Origin of the sequence: Bacteroides faecichinchillae JCM 17102, assembly GCF_000614145.1 — a bacterium.
GTDB lineage: Bacteria > Bacteroidota > Bacteroidia > Bacteroidales > Bacteroidaceae > Bacteroides > Bacteroides faecichinchillae.
The window spans coordinates 154,128-168,161 of sequence record NZ_BAKK01000005.1; the positions used below are offsets into that span (position 1 = coordinate 154,128).

Genomic DNA, 14,034 nt, shown 5'->3' on the forward strand with positions numbered 1-14,034 from the left:
AAAATATCTGTATTCGTTTCGAGTAAAACATTGAACAAACCATAATTGGGAAAGGAAAAACTAAACAAAACTATAAACCAAAACTTAAAGACATGAGAATTAAACGTTTATTCGGGACATTATTGCTACTTCTCTGCATTATCAACTTTGCAGGTTGTAGCGATGATGATCCATCACCTATCACTCTTGTATACGAGAATCCACATATTATTTTCAACAACGAAGGTCGTTCTATAACCTTATCACCCTTCAGTGGAGAAACTACAGCTTTATATATAAAAGGCGGTGACGGTAATTTTACAGTGACCAATAGTAATAAAAAAGCTATCCAAACCAACTTTGATGGTGAAAAAATAACCTTCAAGCCTGTTGGATTAGGAATTGCATTGATCAAAATTGAAGATAAATCCAACAATGTATACATATTGACTATTACAGTAAAATACTGGGAAGAAAATAATGTTGTCCATCAAAGAATATATATTATTCAAGGAAATAACTTAACGGTAGGCGATAAAAGCAAACTAGAAAAGGAAATGAAACAGTCTGATACGGAAAAAGGATATATATTTACCTATAAAGAACCTGCTGAAGCTGGAGGAACAATACGGGTATATTATCAGAATGATCAGCAAAAAGAAGCAGATTTTGAAAAAGAACATATTATTTTAGATGAAGAAAGTGCTATCACCATTGTAGGAAATACCAAACTTCGTGATTATTGGCGTGTAACAGTCAAAGATGATAATAGTATTTTCTATATTACACGAGATTTCTTCTCTCTTATCGGGCAACGGAGTGTAAGAGCCAACTTTACTCCTGCTCCAACCTATTGCTATATCAAAGATGTAACAAAAGAATATATAACTCAATATCCAGCTCTAGAACACGCATATATCATACAGGAAGTCGTTGGAAAAAGACAATAAATAACTTTATTGAACGGAAGAGTAGCTAATTCGGCCAAATATTAATTCAATCGCTTCGTCATATTCAATCAATAAGAAGTTTATTTCAAATATCCCAATAGTTTTTCCAACCATTGGGATATTTGAAATAAGTGATTATCTACATACAATTATGTTATCAACAGATCAATATTTTCAAGTTGTTTATAAATAGTAGTAAAAACACAATAGATTACTATTAAACAATTGATTAGCGTGTTGATAACTTTGTTTATTATCTATCACTTTCCTATCATATCAATAGTTAACTATACCAATCCCTGCATTATATCTGCTCAATCACTTCCATTATTTTAATAAAGGCAACTGATTCAACATATTGCCCCCACTCCCTCTATAATTTAAGCAGGTTCCAATACATCCAGATCAAAATGAACAACCACTTTAGACACTCCAATATTTTTCAACCATTCCAGTTCCTGAGCTATTATCGGCAACTTCCGTTGGTGACACCACACAATACCCAACTTCTTTTGACGTTCTTTCATCCCTTCATCCCCAGAGCGAAGACCTACAATCAACGCTTTCGAGGCCTCAATCTTTTCTCGGTAACAGGTTCATAATTTTCTCATCTCCCATTCCTAAACAAGCTTTCAAAGCTACTTCATGATAACCTTTATAGGCATCGTATAACAAATTCACATCAGGATGCGCGTCAATCCAAACAATAGCAACATTATCTTATAATAGTTATATTTTTATAATCAACAATTTAAATTCTGAAGGTTCCAAAAGTAAATCTTCTCCCCTGAACTTTCCATCCTTACGGAACGTTATAACTATGTAACTTTAAAACATTGCAGTTATGGAAAAATATTTAATACATAGCAACGAACTACATCTGATAGAAGCTGAAAAAATCCATCAGGCAGTAGAAAAAATGGTAGAATCACTTGATATGGCCGCAGGATCAACCAGTAATTTTGATCTCTATCAAGTCGTGGAAAAATACTTCACGGATCTGGAAAAGAGAAGGAAGATTAATCACCTACTAGGGATTAAAGAAGACAAATATGAATTGATTGAAGATTTCGGCATACAATAAAAGCTTGAATAACAAATCACATCAGACATAACATTTATATCAAAAATCACCACAGATTACTCACCCATACAAATAAAATTCAAAACATTTGATTATCATATTTCCTATTCTTTGAATATTTGCGTAATCTGTGGTAAAGTTTTTTATACTTTATAAGTTTGCTAATTCCTATAATTTTTATCAGTTACCCTTATGTACAGTAAGTTGCGGAAATGGGAAATTGATACCTTTCTCATTGAAAGTCTCGTAAATTGTCTTGTTGATATCAAAATAAACTCCCCAATAATCTTCACTCTTTACCCATACGCGAGCTACTACATTCACACTGCTATCACTCAGTGCATGAAGAGCAACAAATGGAGCAGGATCAGCCAAAATACGTTTATCAGCTGTCAGAATATCACTTACAATTCGTTCCACTTTTTCATAATCCTCACCATAATCGATACCAACGATCCACTCCACACGACGAGTTGCCTGATTGCTATAATTAGTCACTACTCCGCTACTCATAGCTCCATTCGGAACATAAATTACTTTATTATCTGCGGTAGCCAAAATAGTATGGAAAATCTGAATCTCTTTCACTGTACCGATTACATTCTGACTTTCAATCAGATCCCCAACCTTATAAGGTTTAAACAATAAGACAATCAATCCTCCGGCAAAGTTCTGTAAGTTACCAGACAAAGCATACCGACAGCGACACCGGCAGACGCCAACAAAGCTGCAAATGAAGTGGTTTCAACACCTAATGCACCAACAACAGAAATAATCAATAAGATGGTCAGCAGAATATTCACCAGACTTCTTACGAAGGTCTTGATACTTATATCAACTTTTCTTTTCTCCATCAACCGCGCAACAAACTTGTTGAGTAACGAGATAAGAAAACGCCCCACAATAAAAACAACGACCGCAATCAAAATACGTTCCCCGGCACGTATACCAAAATCAATCAGTTGTTGGGTAATAAGCGACAGTTTATCCAAACCATCTGCATCAGCAATCGCTTGTTTCAATAATTCATCAGCAGCTACCTGTGTAGAATCTGCTGCCAAAGTTGCTTGAAATAATAACATAATCTAATTATAAATTAAAATAAATACTTGTTTGCTTACATCTTTCAAGAAATTACAAAGTTACATTGTTTTTGTCAAATTTGAAAGTTATTTTTGTTTTACTCCTGCAAAAGCTGTAATTTCGCAGTCGATTCACCGAAGAGGGGGTGCCTTAATATGACGGGCTGAGAACATACCCATAGAATCTGAACCGGGTAATGCCGGCGTAGAGAATTAATAAATAAGCGCAATGAAAAAAATGATTATGATGACCGCTGCCTTTTTAGGCACAGGCATCGCTGTCCATGCACAAACGAGTGCGACTTCAGACAGTCTGAAAGTAATAAATCTGCAGGAAGTGCAGGTAGTATCTACACGTGCCACCTCTAAAACTCCTGTAGCTTTCACCAATATCGGTAAAGACGAACTAAAAAAAATAAACTTCGGACAAGATATTCCTTACTTGTTAAGTATGGCACCTTCTACTTTAACGACCTCAGACGCCGGAGCAGGTATTGGTTATACTACCCTTCGTGTTCGTGGTACAGACGGTACACGCATCAACATTACCGTAAACGGAATACCTATGAATGATGCCGAAAGCCATAACTTATTCTGGGTGAACATGCCGGACTTTTCTTCTTCCGTAAAAGACCTACAAGTACAACGTGGAGCAGGAACATCCACTAATGGCGCAGGTGCTTTTGGTGCCAGTGTGAATATGCAAACTGAAGGTGCTTCCATGAAACCGTATGCAGAGTTCAACGGTTCTTATGGCTCGTTCAATACACATAAAGAAACTGTAAAAATAGGTACAGGATTACTAGACAATCATTGGACTTTCGACGCACGTCTCTCAAATATCGGTACGGAAGGATACATTGATCGTGCCTCCGTTAATCTCAATTCATATTACCTACAAGGAGGATATTTGGCCGGAAACACATCAATAAAGTTGATCACATTTGCCGGAAAAGAAAAAACATATCATGCCTGGGGATATGCTACTAAAGATGAGATGAAGGAATTTGGAAGACGTTATAATCCTTGTGGAAAATACACTGATAAGGATAAAACAGTACATTATTATGACGACCAAACAGATAACTACCTGCAAAAAAATTACCAACTACTTTTCAACCATACCTTCTCTAATGCGTGGAATCTGAATGTAGCCTTGCATTATACTAAAGGAGATGGTTATTATGAAGAGTATAAAGAAGACAGATCATATTTGGAATATGGTTTGAAACCTTTCATATATAATGAGAAAGAAGTAGAAGAAAGCGACCTTGTACGTCAGAAAAAAATGGATAATAAATTCGGGGGTGGAGTATTTTCTCTCAACTATACAGACAATCGCCTGATTGCTTCTTTGGGTGGTGGGCTCAACCAATATCAGGGAAACAATTTCGGGAAAGTGATTTGGATAGAAAATTATATAGGTACACTCTCTCCAAATCATGAATACTACAGAAATAAATCGAAAAAAACGGATGGAAATATTTACTTGAAAGCCAGTTATGATCTGATTAGCGGATTGAGTGCTTATGCTGATTTACAATATCGCCACATTGATTACACGATTGACGGAACAAACGACAAATACGACTGGAATAAAAATATTCCTCAGCCGTTAGCAGTAGATAAGAAATTCAATTTCTTCAACCCAAAAATCGGACTAAATTGGAATATTACTCTTAATCATCGTGCTTATGCCTCTTTTTCTGTTGCACAGAAAGAACCGACACGAAACAACTATACAGAAGGTAATCCCGGCTCTTATCCTAAAGCAGAAAAATTACTTGACTATGAAGTGGGATATAGTTTTTCGAATCCTTGGCTAGCAGCAGGAGCCAACTTCTATTATATGGATTATACCGACCAGCTTGTCCTGACTGGAGCATTAAATGAGATAGGCGAACCATTGACAGAAAATGTTCCGAACAGTTATCGCATGGGATTAGAGCTGATGCTAGATATCAAACCATGTGAATGGTTTCAATGGGATATCAATGCTACATGGAGTAAGAATCGGATTAAGAACTTTATAGAAACCATTCCTATATACAACACGAAAGGGTATTTATCGGATATTGTCAGTACTCAACATAAGAGTACCCGCATTGCATTTTCCCCCGATTTTTTGCTCAACAATCGTTTTTCGTTTCATTTCAAAGGATTCGAAGCAGTATTACAATCTCAATTTGTGGGAAAACAATATATGACGAATGCAGAAGTGGAAGCACTAACATTGGACAAATACTTTGTTAGTAACCTGAATATCGCTTATACATTCAAACCCAAAAAATTAGTAAAAGACATTACTTTCGGAGTTACTATATATAATCTCTTCAATGAGGAATATGAGAACAATGGCTGGGCCTCCAGCTCTTACGAAAATGATGTGAATCATAGAATAGATGTTGCCGGTTACGCTGCACAAGCAGGAACCAATGTTATGGCACATCTTTCCTTCCGTTTTTAATTATATTATATGGAACTAAATTATCTCGAGATATTCGGAACAATCGTTGGTCTGGTCTACCTGTGGTTAGAATACCGGGCAAATATCTATCTGTGGATTGCAGGTATTATCATGCCTGCTATTTATATCTTTATTTACTATAAAGCAGGTCTTTATGCCGATTTTGGTATAAATATATACTATTTGATTGCCGCTATTTACGGATGGTTTTTCTGGATGTGGGGACACCGAAAAGAAAAAAGTAACTACACAAAAGCAGAAACAGCTAACAAGCCCACCAAATTACCCATCGTACACACTCCATGGAAATATTATCTCCCACTGACATTGGCTTTTCTTATTTCTTTTCTCGCATCGCCTGGATACTAATTAAATATACAGATAGTAATGTCCCTTGGCTGGATAGTTTCACCACTGCGTTAAGTATAGTAGGAATGTGGATGCTGGCACGTAAATACATTGAGCAATGGTTTGCCTGGATTCTTGTTGATATTGTTTGCTGCGGACTTTATATTTATAAAGATCTTTATTTCACCTCAGGATTATACGGACTTTACTCCATTATTGCTATCTTTGGCTACTTCAAATGGAAAAAACTGATGAAACAATTGCAATGATAAATGAACAATTTATACCAGAAGCTGTGGTACTTGCCAATGGTGAATATCCAACGGCTCCCCTTCCCTTAAAGATATTGAAGGAAGCTAAGTTTGTAATTTGTTGTGATGGTGCTGCCAATGAATATATAGCTCAGGGACATATTCCTGATATTATCATCGGAGATGGTGATTCTCTTTCATCTGCCAATAAAGAGCGATTTTTCTCTATCATACATCATATCTCCGATCAAGAAACAAATGACCAGACAAAAGCTGTCTATTTTCTTAAAGAAAAAGGATTTCATAAGATTGCCATTCTGGGTGCTACCGGAAAGCGAGAAGACCATACTCTTGGGAATATTAGCCTGCTTATCGATTATATGAGAAGTGATCTGGAGGTCCGGACAATCACGGATTATGGCGTGTTTATTCCGGCACAGCATACACAGACTTTCACTTCACAACCAGGTCAGCAAGTTTCAATTCTTAATTTCAGTGCCAAAAATTTAAAGGGAGAAGGCTTAGTTTATCCATTAAGCGACTTCACAAATTGGTGGCAAGGCACTTTGAACGAGGCCCTAACTAATGAGTTTACGATACATTGCAGTGGAGATTATCTTGTTTTTCTTGCCTATCAAATTTGAAAGACGAAACTAAGTTTTCCATCTACAGTAGTTTTAAAGCATTATGCTATAGCCATGAGCTACTCATTTTTAGACAAAAATATTATTAGGAGGTGATTTAAACTTTCTATATACTTCATTCCTTATTGTTCTTTTATACATATATTTAAGATAGACTCATTTCTTCACCTCGTTTATTACATCTATCAATACTTTTCACTATCACCGAAGAGTTACGAGTGGCTTAAAATCGCAGTAAGAGAAAAAAAGGATAATTACTGTATATCCTGAAATTTCTTTAATAAGCCAGGCCCTCTAGAGCATTATTATGGGAATATTTATTATAGTTTTTTAATGTCCCAATATAAATTAACGTTTAACGTTATCGTACACGAAGGAAAAACACTATATTTGCTACCATTAAAAACAACTTATCTCGACACATTTAAAAGACACTTTATATTACTAATATCATGGAGAAATCAAGAAGAACATTTCTTAAGAAAAGCCTTGCTGGTGCCATCCTTTTGGGAACAGGCGGTTTAGCTCATGCAGAATTACCGGAACCGACAAAATCAAAGGCTCGGAAAGCTGTTAATCCATTCCATTTAGGAATGGCGGGTTTTACCTTTGCTAAATTTGATATAGATACTACTTTAAAGACTTTGAAACGTCTGGGTGTTCATTATCTATGCATCAAAGATTTCCATTTGCCATTCAACAGTACTGACGAGCAAATTAAAGCTTTTCATGAAAAATGCGCGACTCATAAAGTGACAGGATATGCTGTGGGTCCCATCTATATGAAAAGTGAAGCAGAAATAGATCGTAGCTTCGAATATGCCAAGCGTGTGGGTGTGAAAACAATTGTAGGAGTTCCTAATTATGAGTTACTTCCTTATGTCGATAAAAAGGTCAAGGAATATGATTTTAAATATGCCATCCATTTACATGGACCAGATATTAAAACATATCCGGATGCTACAGATGTTTGGGAACATACAAAAGACTTAGATCCGCGTATTGGCATGTGTTTGGATATAGGCCACGATTTGCGTAACGGTTGTGATCCGGTTGCGGACTTGAAGAAGTATCATACACGTGTCTTTGATATGCATATTAAAGATGTAACGGATTCCACAAAAGCCGGACATGCCATTGAACTCGGACGTGGTAAAATAGATTTTCCTGCATTGGTTAAGATGATGCGGAAAGTAAAATATACCGGAATGTGCAGTCTTGAATATGAAAAGGATATGAGTGATCCATTTATGGGTATAGCCGAATCAATCGGTTATTTCAAAGCAGTATCAGATCTATCATAAGAAAGATCATAAAAATTACCATTTACGAGGTTTACGTTCGGACTATTCGAATGTAGACCTCGTATTTTATTGTCTATAATTCATCAATTATAAAAATAAACGCATTTTTTACCTTGTCTATTAATAACTGGAATCTATGAGTCCGACACTAGAGCTTATGGCTTTACCAAAGGCTTTTCTGACTGATTCTCGAAGATGATGCATCAATTAGGATACCCTCATTGAGCTTTTGGATGAGCCAAATATTCGCCAAGTACTTTTTCAACTTGTTTACTTTCAGCGATAACCAAAACTTTAGTTTATCTTTGGCTGCCAGCATCACGCTTTAAGGTTTCCTCTTTCTCTGCATCATTCATGCGAGTAGGAAAGAATGCTTCATCAAGTTCTATATCACCTGAAAGTTGATAGATTTTCTCCCGTTTCCCCATGATGTCTCTTAACTTCATCATCACTAACCACACAGACGGATATTGTTCCATACCTAACTGGTGTTGCACTTCTTTGGCTGAAAGAACTTGCTTGATTGAAGTCATCAAGTGCATTGTGTAGAACCACCAAAACGAAGAGACTGCTTACTATATTCCATGACTGTGTCTTTTGTAAGAGCAATGCGATGACGGCATTTTGTACACTCGAATGCTTACTTTCCTTTTAACCAATTATAATAAGATGTGCAAGCGCATTTGGGGCATCTGGGCAATAGTGGCTCCTTTATTATTCAAAAATAATCTATACAACTTTCTTCCGTAGGAAAACGTTTGTCAAATTGATTCAGCAACATTACTTCTACATTCATGATTTGCACAAATTTACAAAATATTTTGAGGTTCATAAAAGATTGGGAAACTCTTCACCACACAGAGAAATATTATTACTTCATTACTATGCTGTTTATATTTCCAGTTGAAGAAATTTCATTAGATAAAAAATACCCTGACATAAATTATCCAATTAGGAAATCAACATCAGGGTAATATAGGATAGAAGTTATTCCATATGTTTACGATAATTCATTCCCTTCGACCTTAGTGATTTTTTTCTAGTATTGGCATAGGCAAAAGTAAAACAGTGGAATAAACTTTTTTATCTTTGAAATAAACATCTAATACTTTAAATATTTCTTTCAAATAACCATGTTTAAGGAACTCTTTACCAGAAAGACATAAAGATTTAAATCTTTTTTCTCCTTTGGTATACCTAATTAATATATACTGAGTTCTCCCTTTTCTTTTATCTTCCTCAGAATAATTCCGATAATAAAAGTCTCTAGTATCTTTTATTCGTTGTGTCAAAACAGATTCATATTCAGAATTCTCTATTATTTTCTTGTTTTGATTATAAAAGAAAAAACGTTTATTTCTACGAAATAGCATACTTTTTAGAAAATTACTCAAATCCCAGCAAATATCAGCAGTATAATTCACAGAAAGTCCATCTCTTAGACATCGTAAATCAAAATTATTATTTTTGTTTTCTATAATTATATACTTCTCATTATATTTTAGATATTTCAATGTATTTATAAAGGAATGTCCACAAGTCACAAAGTCTTGGTATTGGGAATTTGTAACTTCACATTCATTGATAGGTTCTATGACATAACAAGTTAGAATATTGTCAATGACACTCCATAAATAACATTCAATATCCTCTATATTATGAGGATATTCAAAATAAGTATAATAATAACCTTCCACAGCCTTTGATATATTCCAAGACATATCCTCCATTGGTGATTCTTTTGAAGTACTTTGAGCTTCAACTTTACCCTGTGTTAGAACCAAAAAAAGTAAAAAAACAACTATAGATTTCATTTCTTCAAGAATAATTTATTATATTTATCTAAAAGAACTTTACTTTGAGCTGAATTGTATTTCAAATGGATTATGTCGCAATTTGATTTATTCATAATTCGAATGTGATACCATGGTTTACTATCACCGAAATAACCATGTATAAGCTTAGGCATATCAGAATCACCAATCCAGTCTACTATAGTTCCAATCATTTTACCATGAACATAATACACACCACTAGTACTGTTTTCATACATAATAGAATAATTATTTCTTTGTGAATCTATTCCTAAATATTTAGATTCTTTAGGTTCTATTCCTTGTATAGAAAAATCTGTTCTTGGAAGACCAATGGATTCTCCATACATACCTGAACTCTCTATTTGTGAATCATCTTTCTTCATTATAGCTTCATCTATTTTTTGATATATCATTCCTTCAAAAGAATCCGCAATCTTTTGGCTTCCAAATAAACTATAATAAACATTGTTATTTGCATAAGTTTTACCTAAATAAACTCCATCACTCATTTGTTTATCAAGTTCTTTCTGAGAATGAATGTCTGTACTATAGAAATATTCCCATTCATCATCATCATTCTCCTTGTCTTTTCGACGCTTATACCAATCCTGACCGTTAAAATCAATTCTACCTATCGGTTCATTATCACAATAATTATAGAGACTAGAAGCGCAATATTTCTCACTCATCGGATCCACCACATGCCACCTTCCTATCGTCGCATCATAATGCCTTGCCCCATAATCATACCAGTTCAGCCCATTCCTCGTATCCAACTCCTTACCATTATACTTATAAGACTGAACACTATTAGTTGAAGTAAACGTCCCCCCAAACGGATAGTACGCATTCGTCTCCTCCACATTACCATCTTGTCTGCCACAACCCTTACATTCCCCTGATGATCCTTCAAATAGAAATGGAACTTCTTATCAGGGAAACTCACATAGCCGGCTTCATTAAGCAACATCCTCAACACCCCATTCTCATAGACCGCATTGCCACAGTAATCCGTTGTCAAAGTAGCAGCACCCGTCTTATGCACCGTACGCAGCTTTATTCCGTCAGCAGCATACTCATACCGGATACTGTTACCATTCGCAAAGGTTACCTCATCAGGCAAATTTAAACAATTATATCCGATACTACTAATATTCTTGTTTAAATCTTTAATCAGATTCCCATTCTTATCATAAGCATATTCCACCGTCTGATTGGAGTTGTCTTTAAATTCCGTACCATTCCCATAGACCGAGTTTGTGCAGGCATCCCTGACCGCCTGCAACCGGTTACCGTTATACGTCAAAGTCAGATGATCGATCATCCATAACTGCCTGCAACCGTCTGTCCGTAACGCCAGAATATTCCCCATCTTGTCATACCCCGTAACCTGCTCATTGAACCGGTCCGTATTAGCGGCAAGCGTAGCGCCTTCCCCGTAGAGGACATCCTTCAACCTGGAAAGCCCGTCATACGTAAAACGATATCCTCTTTGACTGGTTTCCACTCCCGACTGCCACGACATACTGCTGATGTTTCCATTATAGCAGGGAGTATTCCCCGTTATCGCCTCCTGATAGTTCAGCGTTTGACTGAACAACGTTCCTGTAATACTCTTCGTCCACGAACGAATGTTATACGCATACTCCGTTTTCAGTTTCGCGTTTCCGTTCCGGCCGTCCGACTTCAAGCGTCCCACTTCATCATAGGTGTTGTTCACCAGGGTCACCACCGCGTCATTGTCCAACTGATAGGTAGTCCTTAACAAACGTTCCCCCTGATCATAGGTATGGGTATATACTTCCGTCCGGGTATCCGCCCCGACCGTATGCACCTTCCTGACTTGTGTGGGATCCCCCGGGAAGTCGTAGGCGGTAAATATCTTATCCTCCCCTCCCAGAGAGTTGTTTCCCCGCTACTGGATCAAACGTCCCCGCTCATCGTAATACAGTACCGAGTACAGGTATCCCGATACTGCTCCGCTGCTGTTCAGTTTCGCCGTCAGCGTTCCCGTTAGCAATCCTTTGACTCCCACTGTCCTGAGCTCATCATATCCTGCTACTTTTTCGTAAGCAGTGGCAGCGCCCGAAGGAATTCCATTGGATCCTATAAAGCTATATCGGTCATAATAATTCACGCCCAACACGACAGGAGTGGTCAAGGCAACCTGTGCGGGCAGCGTATAACCTTTCAGTTCATTCGTCCGGTTGTCTCCTGTTAACCGGGTAACTTTTACGACCACGTTCTTGAACGGGTCATTTGTATAATCTAGTGTATTCCTGCAGGTCCCTGTCAGGACGATCCTTCCAAAAGCATCCGGTATACTGAAGGACCATTCCCCTTTGGCACATTGCTCGCTGTCTTGTACGAAGACTGGATGGTCGGCAACATCATAACCGCATATTTAGAGGGATAAGTTATCACATATGAAATGATACCCTAATATAAGTTGTCTAATAAAGATAACATATATCAGGGTATGACAATTTTTCAATATTACTTCAATTTTACTAAAATGTAAACTTGATTTTATGGATTATTTGTATACTTCTGCCCTTATAAATTTCCCACTTTCATCATAATATTTCCATTCACCGTACTTAACTGACATGTCTGATTCTGGAGCATCTCCTTCTGACCATAAAAGCCAGCCTTCCTCTTGAACATTTCCATTGGGATAATAGCCAAAACTGCGACACTTATAATCGGGAACATATCTTTTTTTATCTCCTTCATTAATAATTGAGGCTGTGTTTTTAGAGAAATCTTTGAAAATCATCCATAAAGCTCCCATGTCGTTAAAGAAATACCATGTTCCACACCTTTTATCATCCAGATACTCTCCAAAAATATATAATTTTCCATCGCTGTTAAATTCTTTGTATACTCCAGACAACATACCATTTTTAAAATAACTCTCTCTTATCCAGTAAGTACTTTTTTCTACCCAAAATCCTTCTTTTTGCCCCTTATTATTAAATTGATTCTTTTTATAAGAAAGACTTACTTGGGAAAATGCGCTATAGAAAGACATCATTAATAAAAAAGTAGCAGAAACTTTAATTAAATTAATTTTTCTCATATTCTATCTTATTTTTGAATTAAAAAAACTAGATCTTGAACCATTCATTATAAAATTGAATGCCGGAAGTCGGTTCCCATTTACTGGCGTTGAAAATGTTCTTGAAACTGTAACACTAACGGAATTTGACCGTTGGATATTGTTATCAAAATTGCTTATAAAATTAGACCAAGCATTAACATCAATAAGTAAGCAACCTTGGGATACACCATTTTTCCCATTGTTAATAGTACCTGTATAATTAAGATAACCTGCATAATGTATATCAATACCTGTAGCAAATGTTCTTCCATCCTGATATGCTGGATTAGTCATTCCTAACTCTAATGTTTGAGACTTAGCTCTTATGTCTCTCATCTTTAAGGCTGTATAATTTCTTTTTGAACCATGATGAGTTCCTACATTTGCCTCGTAAATACCTCAGGAACCGTTGCAAAAACTTCTGGATCGGAGGGGTTGGTAGAAGCATCATACTCTAGAGTCGTTCCGTCAGCTAGATATACAGTCGCAGTAGAAGAACCTATATTATAGTTTTTCTTAGAATCAAAAGTGCCATTATCAGAGAAAAAAATAGCTTGTGCATATAATCCTTTCTTCAATGAGCCATCTTCATTATATGATTCTTCCTCTGACACCCATTCATAACCATTATATTTTCTTTTTCCATCATGGTCTTCATCATATGTTAACCGCCATGCTAATCCTGTTAGATCAATATACTTTATTGGATTGTTCGCACAATACATATAAAGACTAGAATTATAATACTTTTCACTCATCGGATCCACCACATGCCATCTTCCTATCGTCGCATCATAATGCCTCGCCCCATAATCATACCAGTTCAACCCATTCCTCGTATCCAACTCCTTACCATTATACTTGTAAGGCTGAACACTATTAGTTGAAGTAAACGTCCCCCCAAACGGATAATATGCATTCGTCTCCTCTACATTACCATCCTTGTCCGCCACAACCCTTACATTCCCCTGATGATCCTTCAAATAGAAATGGAACTTCCTATCC

At 36.4% G+C, this 14,034-nt stretch carries 13 protein-coding genes, 3 pseudogenes and 1 riboswitch; of the genes and pseudogenes, 6 read left to right on the plus strand and 10 right to left on the minus strand.

Annotated features, from left to right (window positions below; all coding sequences use genetic code 11):
* The first annotated feature begins 92 nt into the window (after positions 1-92).
* Positions 93-929 (plus strand): hypothetical protein, encoded by an 837-nt coding sequence (locus tag JCM17102_RS04275; protein WP_025074130.1) that lies wholly within the window; start codon positions 93-95, stop codon positions 927-929.
* A 383-nt stretch (positions 930-1,312) separates the two neighbouring features.
* Here the strand turns inward: JCM17102_RS04275 and JCM17102_RS31285 are convergent.
* A pseudogene (locus tag JCM17102_RS31285) lies at positions 1,313-1,649 on the minus strand (arginase family protein); the annotation flags it as partial.
* 124 nt (positions 1,650-1,773) lie between these two features.
* Here JCM17102_RS31285 and JCM17102_RS04290 point away from each other — a divergent pair.
* The gene (locus tag JCM17102_RS04290; RefSeq protein WP_025074131.1) at positions 1,774-2,013 is read left to right on the plus strand and encodes a hypothetical protein; all 240 of its coding nucleotides are present in this window, start codon (positions 1,774-1,776) and stop codon (positions 2,011-2,013) included.
* 180 nt (positions 2,014-2,193) lie between these two features.
* Here the strand turns inward: JCM17102_RS04290 and JCM17102_RS26160 are convergent.
* Positions 2,194-3,095 (minus strand): annotated as a pseudogene (locus JCM17102_RS26160) (mechanosensitive ion channel family protein).
* Positions 3,096-3,227: 132 nt separating this feature from the next.
* Positions 3,228-3,324: riboswitch (TPP riboswitch) on the plus strand.
* Between JCM17102_RS26160 and JCM17102_RS04300 the strand changes: the two are divergent.
* From JCM17102_RS04300 to JCM17102_RS04315, 4 genes and pseudogenes are all read left to right on the plus strand, one after another.
* Complete coding sequence (locus JCM17102_RS04300; protein ID WP_025074132.1) at positions 3,325-5,562, plus strand: TonB-dependent receptor; 2,238 nt, start codon at positions 3,325-3,327, stop codon at positions 5,560-5,562. It abuts the riboswitch before it with no gap.
* A gap of 9 nt (positions 5,563-5,571) precedes the next feature.
* Positions 5,572-6,179: pseudogene (pnuC, locus tag JCM17102_RS26165) on the plus strand (nicotinamide riboside transporter PnuC).
* Positions 6,176-6,805 carry a thiamine diphosphokinase gene (locus JCM17102_RS04310; RefSeq protein WP_025074133.1) on the plus strand — a complete coding sequence of 210 codons (630 nt, stop codon included), beginning with the start codon at positions 6,176-6,178 and terminating at the stop codon, positions 6,803-6,805. Before pnuC ends, JCM17102_RS04310 begins: the two are co-directional and overlap by 4 nt.
* Before the next feature lie 452 nt (positions 6,806-7,257).
* Complete coding sequence (locus JCM17102_RS04315; protein WP_025074134.1) at positions 7,258-8,109, plus strand: sugar phosphate isomerase/epimerase family protein; 852 nt, start codon at positions 7,258-7,260, stop codon at positions 8,107-8,109.
* Between the two features lie 299 nt (positions 8,110-8,408).
* Here JCM17102_RS04315 and JCM17102_RS28850 read toward each other — a convergent pair whose 3' ends face one another.
* The 8 genes from JCM17102_RS28850 to JCM17102_RS28870 form a co-directional block, all read right to left on the minus strand.
* A complete protein-coding gene (locus tag JCM17102_RS28850; RefSeq protein ID WP_025074135.1) occupies positions 8,409-8,642 on the minus strand; it encodes a hypothetical protein in 234 nt (77 codons plus the stop codon).
* 492 nt (positions 8,643-9,134) lie between these two features.
* Positions 9,135-9,923, minus strand: coding sequence for a hypothetical protein (locus JCM17102_RS04330; RefSeq protein ID WP_025074136.1), 789 nt, complete (start codon positions 9,921-9,923; stop codon positions 9,135-9,137).
* On the minus strand, positions 9,920-10,789 hold the full coding sequence (locus JCM17102_RS29485; RefSeq protein ID WP_275564328.1) for an RHS repeat-associated core domain-containing protein: 870 nt from the start codon (positions 10,787-10,789) through the stop codon (positions 9,920-9,922). Before JCM17102_RS29485 ends, JCM17102_RS04330 begins: the two co-directional genes overlap by 4 nt.
* On the minus strand, positions 10,681-11,760 hold the full coding sequence (locus JCM17102_RS31290; protein WP_051572775.1) for an RHS repeat domain-containing protein: 1,080 nt from the start codon (positions 11,758-11,760) through the stop codon (positions 10,681-10,683). The genes JCM17102_RS29485 and JCM17102_RS31290 overlap by 109 nt, the downstream gene beginning before the upstream one ends.
* A gap of 81 nt (positions 11,761-11,841) precedes the next feature.
* Complete coding sequence (locus tag JCM17102_RS28865) at positions 11,842-12,168, minus strand: hypothetical protein (RefSeq protein ID WP_025074139.1); 327 nt, start codon at positions 12,166-12,168, stop codon at positions 11,842-11,844.
* 294 nt (positions 12,169-12,462) lie between these two features.
* The gene (locus JCM17102_RS04350) at positions 12,463-13,008 is read right to left on the minus strand and encodes a toxin-antitoxin system YwqK family antitoxin (RefSeq protein WP_025074140.1); all 546 of its coding nucleotides are present in this window, start codon (positions 13,006-13,008) and stop codon (positions 12,463-12,465) included.
* Positions 13,009-13,011: 3 nt separating this feature from the next.
* Positions 13,012-13,365 (minus strand): hypothetical protein, encoded by a 354-nt coding sequence (locus JCM17102_RS04355; RefSeq protein ID WP_025074141.1) that lies wholly within the window; start codon positions 13,363-13,365, stop codon positions 13,012-13,014.
* Positions 13,366-13,406: 41 nt separating this feature from the next.
* Positions 13,407-14,034 (minus strand): RHS repeat-associated core domain-containing protein (locus JCM17102_RS28870; RefSeq protein WP_148302042.1); only part of this gene is annotated, 628 nt, incomplete at its 5' end.